We start from the raw sequence: 17,059 nt of genomic DNA, 5'->3' as shown, positions 1-17,059 counted from the left end.
GGACATCACTTGAGGCGGCGGGGGTAGTGGTGCGGGGAACGCGATGGGCGCGTGGCTTGGAGGACGGTTTCGATGAGCTCCGGGGACAAGGCAGACAATGCCGTCGGCAAGATCAAGGGCAAGGCCAAGGAGGCGGTCGGTCAGGCGGTCGGCAACGAGCGCCTGGAGGCGGAAGGCAAGGCCGACCAGGCCAAGGGGGACATCAAGCAGGCCGGAGAAAAGGCCAAGGACGCGGCGAAGGACATTTTCGGGCGCTGAGGCGCATCCTGAACGAAGACGGGTCATGGCTCATGGGGCTGCGGCCCGTTCTTCGTGCACCGTGCCGGTTCGGCGGCCGATCCGCGCGGTGCCGTGCCGGTGCAGCGGCTCAGGGGTGCTCGTCAAGTTCACCGGGGGTGTACGTGGTCATGGATGAGGCTGAGAACCGCAGGCGCGGGTGGTGGGCGGCGCTTCGCCGCACGCCGGTGGCCATCTGGAACGATGACGTCACGGACTGGGCCGCCGCTCTGACCTATTACGCCGTCCTTGCTCTGTTCCCCGTGCTGTTGGTGATCCTTTCGGTGCTGGGGCTGACCATGCCCACGACGGCCCCGGAGGTGATCGACCGGGTGACGGGGGTCGTCCCGGCCGCCTCTCGTGGGCTCTTGCACAGCGCTCTACAGCAGATGGCAGCGCAATCGTCCGCCGCATGGATGCTGCTCTCCTTCGGCATCGCAGGGGCGCTGTGGTCGGGCTGCAGCTACTTGAGCGTCTTCCGCAGGGCCCTGCACGCGATGCACCGCTCCAGCGCGCACCGGCCGGTGTGGCGCACCGCCCCGCGCATCATCATCACCGCGATCGTGCTGATCGGTCTGCTGGTCGTCACGACGCTCACCCTGCTGGTGAGCGGCAGCCTGGCCAGACGCCTGGGCCGGGCACTCGACCTGGGCAGCGTGCCCCAAACCGCCTGGGACGCGCTGCGCTGGCCGGTTCTGGCCGCGATGGCGGTCGCCCTCGTCCTGGTGCTCTACCGCTCGGGTCCCGCCTCATCGCGACCCATACGGAGAATGGCACCGGGGGGCGGTCTGGCGATCGTCCTCCTGCTGACCGTCTCCCTGGGCTTCACCGTCTACGCCTCCCACATAGGCACCTACTACCGTCTGTACGGCTCGTTGGCCGGCGTGGTGGTCTTCCTCATCTGGCTGTGGCTGTCCAACCTGGCCCTCTTGTTCGGCGCTCAGTTCAACGTGGAGCTGGCGCAACTCGCCCCGGGCCGGTCGACAGCGCACACCGCCTCCGTGCGTCCGAGCACACAGGCTCCCACCTGATCGTCGCCGGTCCCTCGGAAGAGCCCACACGACTCACGGCTCAGAGCTGCCGTCGGCGAGCCCTGGTTCCAGTCACTCATCGGGGTGCGGCCCTGACCGGCTTGGTCAGGCCACACCTCGAAGGCCCAGATGGTGAAGGCGACGACGGTCAGACCCGGCAGCCGGCCGCCCAGGATGTCTGTGCACCAGTGCACGCCGCGGGTTCCTGACTACATTCGACGCACGGCGATAGTACGGGTACGTACCCGTACCCGGTCCGTGTGGAGGAGCCCGCTGATGCCTGACGCCAATGTCCGCATTCCCGAGGAAGCCCGCGACCGGCTCGCCGCACGGCCCCCGACCGGTGGGTAGGTGAACCGGTCCGCGTCCTCGACCTGACGCCCTGACACCGAAGCCGGATCACCAGCCGGCGCCGATACGGACTCGGCGGTCCGTTCGAGGCGATGCCGGCGGCCCTCCGAAAAGGGAAGGTGGTTGCCGCTGCGCTCTCACCTCCCGCAGCCGACCGCACCTGGCCTGTTGGCCTGGCGCCGTGTCGTCGGAGCGCCTCGTCCGTCGTGATGCCCGAACAAGCTGTGCCGACCCGGATATGCGAGGGCCGTCGCCGTCGCCCATTTGCGGTGTGCTTGCTGGTTCTTCTGTCGTGTCGAAAAGCCGAATGGCCGTCAGGATAAAGACGGGTAACACGTCGAACTCACCCCTATCAAGGTGAACGCGGTGCACCCTGGACCACACTGCCGGAAAACACGCAGAGCGGTCGCAGGCGCGCACGCCGTGTCGGCTCCCGCGCCTCTGCGCAGGGACGGTCGAGCGGATCGACGCGCTGGTCAGTCCACCGTCGTCGGCGCGGGTGAGAACTCTCCAACGGCGGAGCAAACTTCTGACCAAGGTGTGGCACAGCCGTGTGGGAGAACGCACCAATTGGCCACAGCCTTACCATTCTGGCGCCCCGACCTTGTCGTGTTCACAACTTATGCTCACCCCCGGTCCATCAAAGGATCTTCACAGGAGGTTGAGCGTGCGTCAGCACCTTCCCCCGTCGTCGCCCACAGGACGGCGGGGGCTTTTCGGGAAAGTGGCGGCGCCACTGGCCGGTTCACTGGCCTTTGCGCTGTCCATAGCGGTCCTCGAGGGCAGCGAGACGGCCTTCGCCGCATCCGCCCACTTCGAGGCCTCGGCCGTGACGACCGGAGCGAAGCACTGGGCGACCCAGGCGGCCGACCTGCCGTCGGCGCGGGTGGCGGCCCGGTTGTCGGGCAAGCGGGTCGAGGCCCTGTCGGAGCGTACGGAGACGTCCACGACGTGGGTCAATCCGAACGGGTCGCTGACCACGGAGGTCGCGGCCGGTCCGGTGCGGTTCCGGCGCGGCGGCAAGTGGGTCGACGTGGACCTGGACCTGGCGGCCCGCGCCGACGGAACCATCGCCCCCGCGGCCCACCCCAGGGGCCTGGTCCTCGGCGGCCGGGGCGGTAACCGGCCCGCCTCGCTCAAGGCGGCCGGCACGGCCGCGGCGCGCACCCTGGTCACCCTGGGCCAGGGGCAGGAGCAGGTGGAGCTGCAGTGGAAGGGTGGCCTGCCCGCGCCCGTCCTGGACGGTCCGAAGGCGACCTACCGGGACGCCGTGCCCGGCGCGGACGTCGTGGTGGAAGCCACGCGTACCGGCTTCGAGCAGTACGTCACCATCAAGCAGCGCCCCGCCGCCGGCGGTTACTCGTACACCATGCCGCTCAAGGCCAAGGGCCTGAAGGCCAGGCAGCAGGCCGACGGCAGTGTGGTGTTCACCGACGCCAGGACCGGCAAGCAGCGTGCGGTGATGCCCGCCCCGGTGATGTGGGACGCGAGCGTCGACAAGGTCTCCGGTGAGCACACCCACCGGGCGAAGGTCGGCCTGAAGGTCGTCCAGCACGGCTCCGACGTCGACCTCGTCTTCACCCCGGATGCAGGCTTCCTCGCCGACGCGGCAACGAAGTTCCCGGTCACGGTGGACCCCTCCACCACGGCGCTGAGCAACGTCTTCGACACGTACGTGCAGCAGGGCGAGACCGTCGACTGGTCCGCGGACACCGAACTCGACCTGGGCAACCCGGGCACCAAGAACGCCGACGGCACGCCGCGCACGGCCCGCTCGTTCATCACGTGGAACACCGCCCCCTTCTCCGACGCCCTGGTGTCCAAGGCGACCTTGTCGCTGTGGAACTTCCACTCGGGCAACACCGACTGCAAGGCGTATCCGTGGGAGGTGTGGGACACCTCCAAGCCCACCACGTCCTCGCGCTGGACGTCGCAGCCGACGTGGAACCAGAAGTTCGCCACGTCGACGGCGACCACCGGCAACCCGGGCTGCTCGGCGCAGCCGGACGGCTGGATCACCGCGGACGCGACGAGCCTGGCGCAGACGTGGGCGTCGGCGAAGAACGCCACCTCGAACATGGGTCTGCGGGCGTCGGACGAGTCGACGAGCCTGCCGTGGAAGCGGGTGAACTCCGCGAACGCGGCGTCCAATCCGCCCAAGCTGGTCGTCACTTACAACTACCGGCCGCGCACGGGCACCGACCGGCAGGCCGGCTCGCCGTTCTTCAAGGACTCCAGCGGCACCTGGTACGTCAACACCCTCACGCCGACGTTGCGGGACACCTTCGCGGACCCGAACAACGACAAGGTGCAGGGCTTCTTCCAGATCGCCGACAATGCGACCGGCACTCAGGTCGGCTCCAACCTGTCCTCGGCGTTCGTCCCGGCCGGACAGGCGGCGTCGGTGACGGTTCCCTCCGGTCTGCTGGCCAACGGCAAGACGTACAAGTTCCGCACCACGCCGTACGACGGCACCAGTTACAACCTGGGCTGGTCCGACTGGACCACCTTCACCGTCGACACCTCCGCCCCCTCCGCGCCGACCTCGGTGACCTCCACCGACTACCCGAGCGACCAGTGGGTGAAGGGTGCCGGCCAGCCCGGCCAGTTCACCGTCACCCCGCCGGCCGGTGACCAGAACGGCATCGAGTGGTCGCTGGACGGCACCACCTGGACCAAGGTCGCGACCTCCGGCACCACCCCGGTGACGTTCTCCGTCACCCCGGCCAGGGCCGGGACCAACACCCTGCAGGTGCGCGCGACCGACAAGGCGGACAACAAGTCCGAGGCCCTCTCCTACAGCTTCCACGTCGGCCCGGGTGGCGTCACCTCCCCCGACGACGGCACCCGCACAGCCGCCCGCGTCCCGCTGGCCGCGGAAGCCGACGCAGCGAAATACGACAAGGTCACCTTCTCCTGGCGGCGAGGTGACGCCGACTCCTGGACCCCGATCCCGGCCGGCGACGTCACCGACGCCGGGCAGCCGCTCACCGCTTGGCCGCTGGCCCTGACCGCGGGCAAGAGCCCGAAACTGACGTGGAACGCCACCTCCACGGTGACTCCGGACGGCACCGTGCAGGTACGCGCGGACTTCACCGGCCCGAACAACGCGGCCACCTCCTCCGACCCGATCAGCGTGGTCGTCGACCGCGCCGCCGACGGCGCGGCCACCGAGAGCGTCGGGCCCGGTTCGGTGAACCTGCTCACCGGTGACTACACGCTCTCCGGCACCGACGCCTCCTTCTTCGGCATGACGGTGACCCGCACCGCATCCTCCCGCACCCCCCAGGCCGGTGCCGCCCAGGAGGGCCAGGCGGCCATCTTCGGCAAGGAGTGGCTGCCCGGCACGGTCGCCGAGGCGGTCGAATCCGACTACACGCAGATCGTGAAGACTTCCGCCACCTCGCTGAACGTGGCCACCGCGGACGGCGACACGATCACCTTCACCGCCAACGCGGCGAAGACCGGCTGGGTGCCCGAACCCGGCTCGGAAGACCTCACCCTGAAGGGGTCCTTCACCTCGGGCGACTTCACCCTGTCCGACACCGACGGCACGGTGACCACCTTCTCCAAGGTGAACTCCTCGGCGACCACGTGGACGGTGAGCAGCTCGCTGGCCGACGGCCTGGCCAACTCCACCACCAAGGTGGTTTCCGAAGCCGTCACGGTCGGCGGCAAGACCCTGGCGCGCCCCAAGCGGATCATCGCCTCCACCACGGCCACCACGCTGGCCACGTGTGACAGCGACCCGTCGGTCAAGGGCTGCCGGGTGCTGGAGTTCGTCTACCCGACGACCACCACCGCCACCGCGACCTCCTTCGGGGACGTGGCGGGCCAGGTGTCCCAGATCAAGCTGTGGTCGACCGCTCCCGGTGCCTCCGCCGCCACCGCCGTCGCCGTGGCCCAGTACGCCTACGACGACGCCGGCCGGCTGCGCGAACAGTGGGACCCGCGCATCAGCCCCGCGCTGAAGACCACCTACGCCTACGACAGCGCCGGACGCGTCACCACGCTCACCCCGCCCGGACAGCTGCCGTGGACCTTCACCTACGGCCAGGCGGGCTCCAACCCGGCGGCCGGTGCCGGCATGCTGCTCACGGCGTCCCGTCCCACGCTCGCCCCGGGCAGCGCGAGCCAGACCAACGGCACCGCCACCACCACCGTCGTCTACGGTGTTCCGCTGACCGGCGCCGCGGCCCCGGAGAACCTCGGCGCGAGCGCGGTGGCCGGCTGGGGGCAGAGTGACCTGCCCACCGACGCCACCGCCGTCTTCCCCGCCGACCAGGTACCCGCCTCCCAGGACGGGACCGCCCTGACCGCCGGCGACTACACCCGGGCCGGCATCCACTACCTGGACGCCTCCGGACGCGAGGTCGACACCGTCACACCCGGGCACCACATCTCGGTGGCCGAGTACGACCAGTTCGGCAACACCGTCCGCTCGCTGAGCGCGGCCAACCGCGAACTCGCCCTGGGCGCCACCCAGGCCCAGCAGGACCAGCTGACCGCCCTCGGCATCAACGCCCTGGCCTCCGCCGAGCGCGCCCAGTTGCTGTCCACCACCTCGGTGTACAGCGCCGACGGCCAGCGGGAGACCGACAGCTACGGACCGCTGCACCGGATCACCCTGGCGGCGGACCTCACCAGCGGCACCACCACCCTCGCCCCGGCCGGCAGTCAGATCACGGCCCGGCAGCACACCGTCAAGGAGTACGACACCGGCCGGCCGACCGACGGCACGGCCACCGTGAAGAACCAGGTCACCCGGCAGACCGTCGGCGCGCAGCCGCGCTCGTGGCCCGACCTGCAGGCCGATGCGCGCGTGACGTCGACGACGTACGACTGGGCCAAGGGCCTGCCCACCTCCGTCACGAAGGACCCGGGCGGCCTGGCACTGACCACCAGCACCGGCTACGACGACCAGGGCCGCATCGTCTCGACCAGCCAGCCCGCCTCCAGCGGGACGGACGCCGGCACCACGGTCACCAGCTACTACACCGGTGACGGGACCGGCACCTGTGGCGGGCGACCGGAGTGGGCGGACGCGGTCTGCCAGACCGGTCCGGCCGCGGCCATCACCGGCGGCGGCTCCAACCCGGCCACGCTGCCCACCAAGACCACCCAGTACGACCGGTGGGGCAACCCCACCACCGTCACGGAAACGTCGGGCAGCACCACCCGCACCACCACCACGGCCTACGACAACGCGGGCCGGCCGACCACCGTCACCATCACCGGGGGCCTCGGCACCGCGGTCCCGGCGGTGACCACCAGCTACGACAGCGCGACCGGCCAGGCCGTCAAGCAGACGTCCACCGCCGGCGGCACCATCACCAAGGCGTACGACCAGCTCGGCCGCCTGATGTCCTACACGGACGCGGACGGCGGGCTCACGAGCACGCAGTACGACGCGCTGGACCGGCCCGTCAAGGTCACCGACAGCGTGCCGTCGACCACCACCTACACCTACGACACCACCGCCGACCCGCGCGGCCTGACCACGTCGATGACCGACTCGGTCGCCGGCACCTTCACGGCCCGCTACGACGCCGACGGAGACCTGGCCACCGAAGGACTGCCGGGCGGTTACACCATGGCCGAGGAGCAGGACCCGGACGGAACCGCCACCAGCCGCACCTACACCCGTGACAGCGACGGCACCGTCCTGCTGTCCGACAGCGTCACCACCACCGTCCACGGACAGCGGGCCACCCACACCGGCACGCCCGGCGTCACGTCCTCGCAGTCCTACGCCTACGACAAGGCCGGACGCCTGACCCAGGTGCAGGACACCACGCCCGACGCGGTCTGCACCACCCGCGCCTACACCTTCGACAAGAACACCAACCGCAAGACGCTGGCCACCTCCGCCGCCGCCGTCGGTACGGACTGCACCACCAGCGGAGCCACCACCACGACGAACACCTACGACAGCGCCGACCGGCTGGTGAACAGCGGTTACACCTACGACGCGTTCGGCCGCACCACCGCCCTGCCCGGCTCGACGATCGGCTACTACACCAACGACCTCGTCCGCCAGCAGACGGCCGGCACCCAGCGCCAGACCTGGGCCCTGGACTCCGCGCTGCGCGTGCGCAGCTGGACGACGGAGACCGACAACGCGGGCACCTGGACGCAGACCGCCTCCAAGCTCAACCACTACGACTCCGACTCGGACGATCCGCGCTGGGTGGTGGAGGACACCTCCACGGGAGCCGTGACCCGCAACGTCGACGGACTCGACGGCAACCTGGCCGCCACCACCACCGACAGCGGCGGCACGGTCCTGCAACTGGCCGACCTGCACGGTGACACGGCCCTGATGCTGCCCGCCGACACCTCCGTCGCGCCGACCGTCCTCGACTACGACGAGTACGGCAACCCGCGCGCCGGCCAGCCCGCCACCCGCTACGGATGGCTCGGCGCGGAGCAGCGCTCCAGTGAGACCCCGACCGGCCTCACCCTCATGGGAGTCCGCCTCTACAACTCCGCAACGGGCCGCTTCCTCTCGGTCGACCCCGTTCCTGGCGGTTCGGCGAACGCCTACGACTACGTCGCGCAGGACCCGGTCAACGGCACCGACCTCGACGGACGCTGCTTCTGGGACGGCTGCGTGGCCGAGGGCTACGGCGTCTACCTGCTCGGTGCGGCCGCGGTGGGCGGGGCATACTGGCTCTACAAGCACCCGGTCCACGTCAGCTGGCACGTGAGCTGGCACTGGCACTGGCACTGGCACTTCTTCAAGGCGAAGAAGAACAAGTCGAACGGCGGAAAGCGCTACAAGTCGCGCAAGGAGGCCGAGTCGAGGGCCCGCGAGGACGCCAAACGAGGTGGCCGCTGCCGGTTCCGGGGGCCGTGCCGGAAGGGCAACCACGTGCACGTCGACTACTACAACAAGTGGGGCGAGATCTCCCACACGGAGCACTACGGATGGTAGACCCGAGCAATGGCTGAAGAGACGGCGGACGACCTGCTCTCCCTCGCCGACGCCGTGGCGGATGCGGTGCGGTCGCACGCACTCCAACTGCACAGCGGCCCGGACGACTCGGTGGCCGTGATGTCCGCGGTCAACGGGCTGACGCACGCGGTGCAGAGATACGCGGACGCCTGCTTCGCGGAAACCCGCTGGGGCAACCCGTTCGCGGTCCGGGCGGAGAAGGAAGAACCCGCCCCGGACAGCGCCGCGAAGGGAAAGAAGCCCCAGGTGGTCACCGTCGAGGCCACGTACCGCATCGGCGTACGGGACATGAGGGCCGCGCAGAATCTCCTGACGCGCCGCGGCGCGCCGGCGGACACCTGCTCGCCCGACGTCCTGGACAGCCCCGTGGACGTGGTGACCGCACTGTTCCTCGACGACGGTTGGAACCCCTCCCGATACGACCAGTCCGTGATCGAACTGATCGATGAGGAGTGGACCTGCAAGCCCCAGCCGGCGCCGCGAAAGAGCAAGTGAAAGAACGGCCGGGCGAAGGCGCGGCCGAGCGGAAGGCCGCGGTTGGCTGAAATCCGTGGTCGAGTGAAGACCGCGGTTGAGTGAAGACCGCGGCCGAGTGACACAGGTGCCCGGTGCCCTGCCGATCAGGCGGGTACCGGGCACCTGCTGTGTCAGGTAGGCGGTGGTCTCCCGTTGCCGACGCCGCCCGGCGCGCGGTTCTCCGGCGTGCAGCAAGGCGCACAACAACTTGCTGCATACGGCACAGGTGGCGAGCGCTCTCTCGCATCGGGCACGGTGATGCGTGTGCTCCCCGGACGATCGCGCACACGGCGGGGCCACCGTCACCGATGCGGTCGGCCTTCCTGCGGAGCACACCCGGGGGAGCCGAGGTCCCGCCCGAATCATTCGTTACCGACGTCCATGTATGCGCTGAAACAGGATGAATTGAGGAACGATGCAGAGTCTCCACCTGCCGGCCAGGGAACGAACCGGCTCCGTGACGCAGCGGTTACCGCCGAACGGCGTAGGCGGGCGACACCGCGCGCACGCGGCCTCGACCTGAACGGGGGACTGCGCACCGCACGGGCGCTCATGCTGGAGATCGCCGAGACGGGGCTGCCCATCTCCACGGAGTGGCTGAGCCCGGCGGCGCCGGCCTACCTGGCCGACCTGGTCTCGTGGGGCGCCATCGGCGCACGGACCGTGGAGAGCCAGGTCCACCGGCAACTGGCCAGTGGCCTGCCCATGGCCGTGGGCATGAAGAACGGCAGCACCGGCTCGGTGCGCGTCGCCGTCGACTGGCCTGCAGCCCCGCCCACGCCAAGGACGGCACCTCCGGCGCGCGAGCCTGCTACTGCGCCGTCACCGCCTGGAGCTCGGCCACGGGCGGACGCGGTCCGCTGCCGTGGGACCGTGAGGAGCTGCTGAACTGGCTCAAGGACCAGCAGAGCCCGGCCGGCGGGTTCACCTTCCAGGCGGGTGACGGGACCGACTGCCCGTGGGCGACGTTCCGGGCCGTCAGCGCCCTGAGCCGCCTGGGTGAGGCTCCGCGGGACCGCGAGGGCTGCGCCGGAACCTGGGTGGGGTTCAGCGTCGGCCCGTATCGCCACCGGATGCCGCTGGCCGTCTCCTTCGTCCTGATCGGCTTCTTCCTGTGGGTCGCGGAGAACACGGCCACCTACCCGGGTGCCTGGAGCTACCCGCAGCAGCTCGGCGGCCGGCGGCCGGTGCCCCTGGCCAAGTTCGGCGCCTGGTCGCTGTTGATCAGCGTGACGTTCGTCCTCGTCGAGCACCTCACGGCTGCCCGCCCGGCGCCGGCGCCCGATTCCCTCAAGACCAGCTGACCGGCCACCGCTTCCTGGCGGCAACAGGCGCACGGGGCAAGGCAGCACCGCAGGGGAGGTCACGCCACCCTGAACGCGATACCCTCCGGCGCGCCCTGTCTCTCGTCCGGCCGGTTCCGGACGAGGACCGCCGGCCTGCCATCGCTCAGGGCGTTGCGACTCCCGGAAATCGCCGGCCCGGCTGCGGCCCGGCTCGCCGTTCAGCATCTCGGCGCTGCCCCGGCCACCGGGGGGCCTACTGACTCAGGTGGCGCAGTTCGCTGTCATACAGCTCGGCCGGCTCCAGGCCCATGCCGGTGAAGTGGCCTGCCAGTTCCAGGGACAGGATGCCGTGCAGGCGGGTCCAGAAGCGCAGTGCGCGGCGCAGTACGGCCGGGGGCGCGGGGTGGCCGGCCGCCCATTGCCGGTGCTGGGCGAGGTGGGCCTCCAGGCGGGCGTCGGGGGCGCCGTCGTCCGCAGTGGCCCCGGTGTTGCCGGCCGGCTGGGCGGCGTCCAGGAGGGTTTGCATGATCTCGGAGGCGATCTCGGTGACGTCGTCGGGTGCGTGGTAGCCGGGGACCGGTGTGCCGTAGATGAGGAAGTAGCGCTGGGGGTCGTCCAGTGCCCAGGTGCGCAGTGCGTGCCCGAGGCCGGCCAGATCGGCGCCTGACGCGGCGGCGGTGCGGACGGTGTCCGAGAGGCTGCGGTAGGCGTCCCGGATCAGTTCGGTGATCAGCTCGTCCCGGCTGGCGAAGTACCGGTAGAGCGCGGGGCCGCTCATGCCCATCTGCTTGGCGATGGCGTTCAGGGACAGCCCCGGTGCCCCGGCGGCGGCGATCTGTTCCCGGGCGCGCTCCTTGATCTCGGCCCTGACCTGGGCGCGGTAGCGCTCGCGGGGAGTCTCCTTGCCGGCGACTGTCATGTGATCGTCCCTTCCCTCCTGGAGCACCGGCTGCCTGGGAGCCGGGTGAGCTGCTCGGCGTGCGCTCTGGTTAGACCCTATTACGAAAGCTCTTGACCATCACTCTTCCATGGAGTTATAACTTCTAACGAACGCGCTAGCCGCTAACTGGGCGGGAAGTCGATGGAGGCTCTGATGAACGCTGGGGAAATGACCAAGGTCGTGCTGCCGGGCAAGGTCGAGCCGGAGGGGCTCCAGGTGCGCCAGGGAGCCGTCCCGACTGCCGGCCCGGGCCAGGTCGTCGTCCGCATGGAGGCGACCGGTGTCTCCTTCGCCGAGCAGCAGATGCGCCGCGGCCGGTACTACGACCAGCCGCCCTTCCCGTTCGTCCCGGGCTACGACCTGGTAGGCATCGTCATGGCGACGGGCGACGGCGTCGCTCCCGGCCTCGCGGGCACGCGAGTTGCCGCGCTGCTCAAGGTCGGCGGCTGGGCCACCCACGTGGTCGTGGACGCCGCCGACGTGGTGCCGGTCCCCGACGGGATCGGCGCTGCGCAGGCGGAGACCGTGGTGATCAACGGCATCACGGCCTGGCAGATGCTGCACCGCAAGGCCCGCGTGCGCGCCGGGCAGACCGTCCTGGTGCACGGCGCCAACGGGGGAGTCGGCTCGGTCCTGGTCCAGCTCGCCCAGGCCGCGGGAGCGCAGGTGATCGGTACCGCTTCCGCGCGCCACCACGCCGCCCTGCGGGAGCGAGGAGTGACCCCCGTCGACTACCGCACCGAGAACATCCCGGCCCGCGTCCGCGAACTCGCCCCCGACGGCGTGGACGCCGTCTTCGACCACGTCGGCGGCCGCAGCATCGTCGACTCCTGGCACCTCCTCGCGCCCGGCGGCACGCTCGTCTCCTACGGCAGCGCCTCCACCCGCGACGACGAGGGCTCCAAGCAGTGGCCCGTCCTCAAACTCCTGGCCCGCGTCTGGCTGTGGAACGCACTGCCCAACCGCCGCCGCGCGTACTTCTTCAACGTCTGGGCCGGCCGCGCCCTCGGCCCCAGCCGTTTCCGGGCCCGGCTGCGCACCGACCTCACCGAGGTGTTCGAGGCGCTCGCTCGGGGCGAGATCACCGCTCAGATCGCCGCGGAACTGCCGCTCACCCGGGCCGCCGAGGCGATGCGGCTGGCCGAGTCCGGCACCGTCGTCGGAAAGGTCGTGCTGCACGCCTGACGTCGTGCACGCATGAGGCTCGTCCCCGCCGCCATCGCCGCGCCGGCCGCGCTGCGCACACGGTGCTACGGACGGTCAGCCCTCCATCGAGGCACGTGGCGTCCTTGGCGGCTCCGCTGCATCGCCGCCAAGCATGCCAAGCCGAGAAGCCCTGCGGCAGCCAGAACGGCGGCAAGAACCAAGGGCAGGCCCACATCCAGGTGGTGCGGCGCCGCCGCCACCGTGTGATGAGGGTGCTCAGGCGGGCTGTTGCCGTCTCCGAACGAATCCTTGAGCAGGAAGATCACCGCGTCGACGCCATGAAGGAAGCGGTTCTGCACACCCGCACGGGCTCGCCCGGTGATGGCCTCCCACCACTGAGCCGCTGCGTATCCCGCACACAGAAAGGCCAGACCCAGCGAGGCGCTGGGAGCGAAGTACCAGCTACGGGGTACACGTGGCGTTCCCGGCCGTTGCTGTGTCGAGCTGTGCCGGGGGTGACAGGCGGAAGGCTGCATGGGCTCATCCTCCGTCGCCTGTTCGCCCCTGGCATGAGTACGCCTACTCAGCTGCCGGGAGACGGAGTGCGGGTGGGGCAAGCCGCGCCGCGGGGAGTTGGCCGGCCGCTCGGCTCGGCACGGAGACGGCCGAACCGAGCGGGAGTACCGGCGGGCACGCGCCGCGCTGTGCCTCGAGGCGCTGAGGCGGCGTGCAGAACTTCAGGCTTCGGGAGCTTCACGTGGTGGTCGGGATGTACGTCGCACAGTAGCCATCACCCCCGTAGACGGTGTCGCCGCTCGCGTAGAGCAGGACGTTGCCGGTCTTCGGGCCGACGACGCCGTCCGCGTCGAGAAGCGCGGGCCAGTGGCTCTGGAACCAGCGGACCTGATCGTAGGTCTTGGGTCCCCAGACACCGTCCTGGTCGATCAGGGCACGCCCACCCACCCACTTCGCGTACGAGTTGGTCAGCTGCTGCACACACCAAACGGCGTGGGTGTTGTTGGCGTATGCGTAACCGATGTTGCCGGCGCTGGTGTTGGCTTGAGCCGTGCCGATGGTGGTGCCTGTGAGGAGTGCACCCGCGGCGACGACGAGTCCGGCCTGAGTCATGATGCGCCTGAGCATGGCTGTCTCTTTCCATTCCGAGCTCCCATGAAGGGAAGCTCGGTGACGTCGTTGGACGTCACCCCCGATTCGAACAGTCCAATCTTGTTCATCAGTTCGAAGTCGATTCAATCCGCCACGCCGCGCACGGGGTGGCGTCTTGTCGACCACGTGTCGAGCCATATGAGTGTGCCGGCCAGGGTGCCGGCGACAATGACACCATGCTGCAGGTTTGTCTCAACGGTGCTCGAAGCCGTGCCGAGTGTGCCCATCTGCCGGTGACCGCCGACGAGTTGGCGGTGGCGGCCCGCGAGGCGGTGGCCGCCGGCGCCGAGGACGTCCATCTGCACCCCAAGGACCGCGACGGTCGGGACACACTGGAAGCCGCCGCCGTCGCCGCCGCTGTGAGCGCGGTGCGGGTTGCTGTCCCAGGTATCGCGGTCGGGGTCACCACCGGTGCATGGGCCACGGCAGACCCCCATGCCCGGGCCGCCCAGGTCCGGTCCTGGACCGTGTTGCCCGACCACGCTTCGGTGAACTGGCACGAGGACGGCGCCACCGATGTCGCCGCGGCCCTGCTGGAGCGGGGGATCGGCATCGAAGCCGGCATCTACTCCGGTACTTCCGCAGCACAACGGTTCGTGAACTGGCCCGGCTCCAGCCGAGTCCTGCGCGTCCTGGCCGAGATCACCGAGCCCGCCCCGCAGGACGCGCTCCACGCCGCAGCCGCTCTGCTGGACGAACTCGAACCGGCTGCCACGCCGATTCTCCTGCACGGCGAAGGCACCACCGCGTGGCCCGTCCTGCGACTTGCCGCATCCCGCCGCTTGGATGCCCGTATCGGCCTGGAAGACGTGCTCCACCTCCCCGACGGCGCCCCCGCCCCGGGCAACGCCGCCCTCGTCCGCGCAGCACGCGAGATCATTGCCTGACCTGGCCACCGCCAGGGGCTTGTGGTTCAAGCCGCGTACCCTGGGCTCCGTGCCCCGTCATCCGAAGAGGCCCCGTCGGCTGATCGCCGACGGGCGCGCCTATCTGTGGACGCTCCGTCACAGCCACAGCGGGGCGGACAGTGGCCGGTCATGCCGCGAGACCCTCACGCTGCACCCGCAGCCGGCCGGCACTGGCGGCACCCTGCGCATCGTCTTCACCGAGGGCCCGGGCAAGTACGTCCCGGGCGGGGCTCCCCTGGGCTCGGGAGACGTGGGGTATGTCCGCGGTGCCTCCCTGAACCTCCACGAACCCGGCGCTGCCCGGGCCCTGCTCGACGCGGCGTTGACCGCGGGGTGGCGGCCGGAGGGGCGAGGCGTGGTGGAGATCGACGGTTGGTCCCTGCTGGAGGCGGCAGCCGCAGCTCGGGCCGAGGCGACCGGCCTCGCGGCCCCGAAGAGTGTGGCGGCGCGGCGGGGCAGAGGCGCTCCGGGCTCGTCACTACCCTCGTGAGGGTGACGGAAATCAATGCCGACCAGTTGTGGTCGGAGTCCATGCCGGCGGCCTACGAGCAGTACCTCGTGCCGGTGGTCTTCCGGCCCTTCGCCGAGGACCTGACGGCGAGGGCGGCCGCGCTCCACCCCCGGCGAATCCTCGAGCTGGCGGCGGGGACGGGTGCGTTGACATCGAACCTGCTCGCCAAGGTTGCGTCGGCCGAAGTGACGGCTACCGACCTGAACGAGGCCATGGTCGCTCACGGGTCCGCCCGCGCCCCGGGCGCGGTGTGACGGCAGGCCGACGCGCAGCGGCTGCCGTTCCCGGACGGAGGCTTCGACCTGGTGGTGTGCCAGTTCGGTGTGATGTTCTTTCCCGACCGGGTCGCGGCCTTCACCGAGGTCCGGCGGATGCTGGCCCCGGGCGGCCGGTTCTTGTTCAACACCTGGGGCCCGCTCGCGACGCACACTTTTGAAGTCGCGTTGCAGGCAGGGCTGGAGCGGGCTTTCCCGGTCGATCCACCGCGGTTCTTCCCGACGGTTCCGCATGGATACGCCGACCCCGCTGTGGTGGTCGCTGATCTGGAGGCCGCCGGGTTCGCCGTCGAGGAGGAGCAGGAGCTGACGCTCCAGGGGCGGGCCGCGTCGACCGCCGACCTCGCCACCGGGTACCTCACCGGGACACCGGTGCGCGCGGCCGTTGAGGAGCGCGGCGACGGACCCGCTGTCCGGGCAACTGTGGTCGAGGAGATGACGGCACGTCTGGGCCCGGGGCCGGTCACCGCCCCCATGACGGCGTACGTCTTCCGCGCCGCGGCCGAAGGAAAGTAGCCCGAGTCGGACGAGCAAGGGCCGCATCCCGGAGCCGCGCCGGGGATGCGGCCCTCACCACTGAGCGGGCGTGTCAGTCGCCCGGCTGCGTGCCCGACGTGCGGGAGCCGGTGGCACCCGGCTTCGCCGGTGCCCATTGCGGCCCGGCGGACGCCTCGGCGGGGTCGGGTTCGGCGAGGGTCAGCCCCCAGGCGTCGTCCTCGCCGATGCGGGCCTCGATCTCCTTCACCTGGCCGGTTTTGGCGAAGTACAGCACGACTACCTGCCGTACGGATCCCTCGTCGTAGAAGTCCGCCGTCACCTCGCCCTTGGCCGCCGTGCCGAACGACCGGACCCAGTTGCGGGCCGTCGCGTCGGCGTCCTGGTCGTCGACGCCCAGTGCGGCCAGTCCCTCGGTGTCGCCGTCCGCGAGCCGCCACACGGCCTTCTGTACGGTCTCCAGGCTTCCCGTGGAGGGGTAGCCGACGACGTGCAGCGGCCGGTGGTTGCTGTAATCGGCTTGGTAGTCATGTGCGCCGCCCGAGGCGCAGCCCGTGAGGAGGCCGCCCAGAACGGCCGCCGCGGCGATGCCGGCGACCCGCGTCCCGCGTGCCATGCTCAGTTCCTCGCCTTCGGGCGCAGCACGATGACCCGCTCGATGTAGTTGGCCCTGCCCTTGTACCGCATGATGGCGGCGGCCAGGCTGGTCCGGTCGGAGGAGCCGTGCTGGATCAGCTGCAGGCCGTGCCGGTTGCGCTCCACGGTGGCCACCTGGTTGTACCCCCGTTCCTTCTTCCACATGAACAGTACGAGGTCCCCGGGCTTGGCGTAGGCGGCCGAGAGGTGCTGCGTGCCGCGGTACCCGAGCATGTGGCGGCGGAAGTCCTCCGCGCCCGTCCAGGTGTGGCTCTTGTTCTTGATCTGACCGAAGAAGCAGTACTGCTGCCACCAGGCGCGGTCGTGCTTGCGGCCGCCGTGGCGCGCTGGACGCGCACCGAGGACGACGCGGCGGAGCCGGCGGTGACCGGTGCCGTCTGCTCGACCGGCAGGCCGTCCGCGTCGAGCGCGATCGGCTCATCGGGCACCTCGGTGACCGGTCCCGGCTCCTCACCGCTCTCCAGCGCACTGTCCGCCGCCGCCGACGCCGGCAGCACGGCCTCCGTCGCGGAGGCGTCGGCCTCGATGTGCAGCAGCGGGGC

At 70.4% G+C, this 17,059-nt stretch carries 12 protein-coding genes and 2 pseudogenes; 10 read left to right on the top strand and 4 right to left on the bottom strand.

The annotated features are described in order from the left end of the window. Positions 1-72: 72 nt before the first annotated feature. From ACZ67Q_RS29985 to ACZ67Q_RS29960, 6 genes and pseudogenes are all read left to right on the top strand, one after another. Complete coding sequence (locus ACZ67Q_RS29985; protein WP_471188441.1) at positions 73-258, top strand: CsbD family protein; 186 nt, start codon at positions 73-75, stop codon at positions 256-258. A 149-nt stretch (positions 259-407) separates the two neighbouring features. Next, positions 408-1,307: a YihY/virulence factor BrkB family protein gene (locus ACZ67Q_RS29980; protein WP_471188438.1), complete on the top strand. Its 900-nt coding sequence runs from the start codon at positions 408-410 to the stop codon at positions 1,305-1,307. A gap of 1,111 nt (positions 1,308-2,418) precedes the next feature. Beyond that, positions 2,419-8,595, top strand: coding sequence for a DNRLRE domain-containing protein (locus ACZ67Q_RS29975; RefSeq protein WP_471188634.1), 6,177 nt, complete (start codon positions 2,419-2,421; stop codon positions 8,593-8,595). 9 nt (positions 8,596-8,604) lie between these two features. Beyond that, complete coding sequence (locus tag ACZ67Q_RS29970; RefSeq protein WP_471188436.1) at positions 8,605-9,111, top strand: hypothetical protein; 507 nt, start codon at positions 8,605-8,607, stop codon at positions 9,109-9,111. A gap of 279 nt (positions 9,112-9,390) precedes the next feature. Beyond that, positions 9,391-9,828: pseudogene (locus ACZ67Q_RS29965) on the top strand (hypothetical protein); the annotation flags it as partial. Continuing rightward, positions 9,771-10,436: a DUF817 family protein gene (locus tag ACZ67Q_RS29960; RefSeq protein ID WP_471188433.1), complete on the top strand. Its 666-nt coding sequence runs from the start codon at positions 9,771-9,773 to the stop codon at positions 10,434-10,436. The pseudogene ACZ67Q_RS29965 and the gene ACZ67Q_RS29960, both read left to right, overlap by 58 nt. Positions 10,437-10,671: 235 nt before the next feature. On the opposite strand, the gene ACZ67Q_RS29955 is transcribed toward ACZ67Q_RS29960, so the two are convergent. Further along, on the bottom strand, positions 10,672-11,337 hold the full coding sequence (locus ACZ67Q_RS29955) for a TetR/AcrR family transcriptional regulator (RefSeq protein ID WP_471188431.1): 666 nt from the start codon (positions 11,335-11,337) through the stop codon (positions 10,672-10,674). A 174-nt stretch (positions 11,338-11,511) separates the two neighbouring features. Between ACZ67Q_RS29955 and ACZ67Q_RS29950 the strand changes: the two genes are divergently transcribed. Continuing rightward, complete coding sequence (locus tag ACZ67Q_RS29950; protein WP_471188429.1) at positions 11,512-12,543, top strand: medium chain dehydrogenase/reductase family protein; 1,032 nt, start codon at positions 11,512-11,514, stop codon at positions 12,541-12,543. A gap of 714 nt (positions 12,544-13,257) precedes the next feature. On the opposite strand, the gene ACZ67Q_RS29945 is transcribed toward ACZ67Q_RS29950, so the two are convergent. Next, on the bottom strand, positions 13,258-13,647 hold the full coding sequence (locus ACZ67Q_RS29945) for a peptidoglycan-binding domain-containing protein (protein ID WP_471188427.1): 390 nt from the start codon (positions 13,645-13,647) through the stop codon (positions 13,258-13,260). Between the two features lie 200 nt (positions 13,648-13,847). Between ACZ67Q_RS29945 and ACZ67Q_RS29940 the strand changes: the two genes are divergently transcribed. The 3 genes and pseudogenes from ACZ67Q_RS29940 (at position 13,848) to ACZ67Q_RS29930 (ending at position 15,881) form a co-directional block, all read left to right on the top strand. Further along, positions 13,848-14,558, top strand: a complete 711-nt coding sequence (locus ACZ67Q_RS29940; RefSeq protein ID WP_471188425.1) for a 3-keto-5-aminohexanoate cleavage protein — start codon at positions 13,848-13,850, stop codon at positions 14,556-14,558. A gap of 49 nt (positions 14,559-14,607) precedes the next feature. Further along, positions 14,608-15,069, top strand: coding sequence for a hypothetical protein (locus tag ACZ67Q_RS29935; RefSeq protein ID WP_471188421.1), 462 nt, complete (start codon positions 14,608-14,610; stop codon positions 15,067-15,069). A 41-nt stretch (positions 15,070-15,110) separates the two neighbouring features. Then, positions 15,111-15,881 (top strand): annotated as a pseudogene (locus tag ACZ67Q_RS29930) (class I SAM-dependent methyltransferase). Positions 15,882-15,954: 73 nt separating this feature from the next. Here the strand turns inward: ACZ67Q_RS29930 and ACZ67Q_RS29925 are convergent. Together ACZ67Q_RS29925 and ACZ67Q_RS29920 are read right to left on the bottom strand one after the other, a co-directional pair. Then, positions 15,955-16,476: a hypothetical protein gene (locus tag ACZ67Q_RS29925; protein ID WP_471188418.1), complete on the bottom strand. Its 522-nt coding sequence runs from the start codon at positions 16,474-16,476 to the stop codon at positions 15,955-15,957. Positions 16,477-16,478: 2 nt separating this feature from the next. Next, a complete protein-coding gene (locus tag ACZ67Q_RS29920; RefSeq protein WP_471188416.1) occupies positions 16,479-16,730 on the bottom strand; it encodes a hypothetical protein in 252 nt (83 codons plus the stop codon). Positions 16,731-17,059 lie beyond the last annotated feature (329 nt).

The organism is Streptomyces sp. NPDC036813 (genome assembly GCF_055609245.1).
This window is presented reverse-complemented; position numbering and strand designations above follow the sequence as displayed.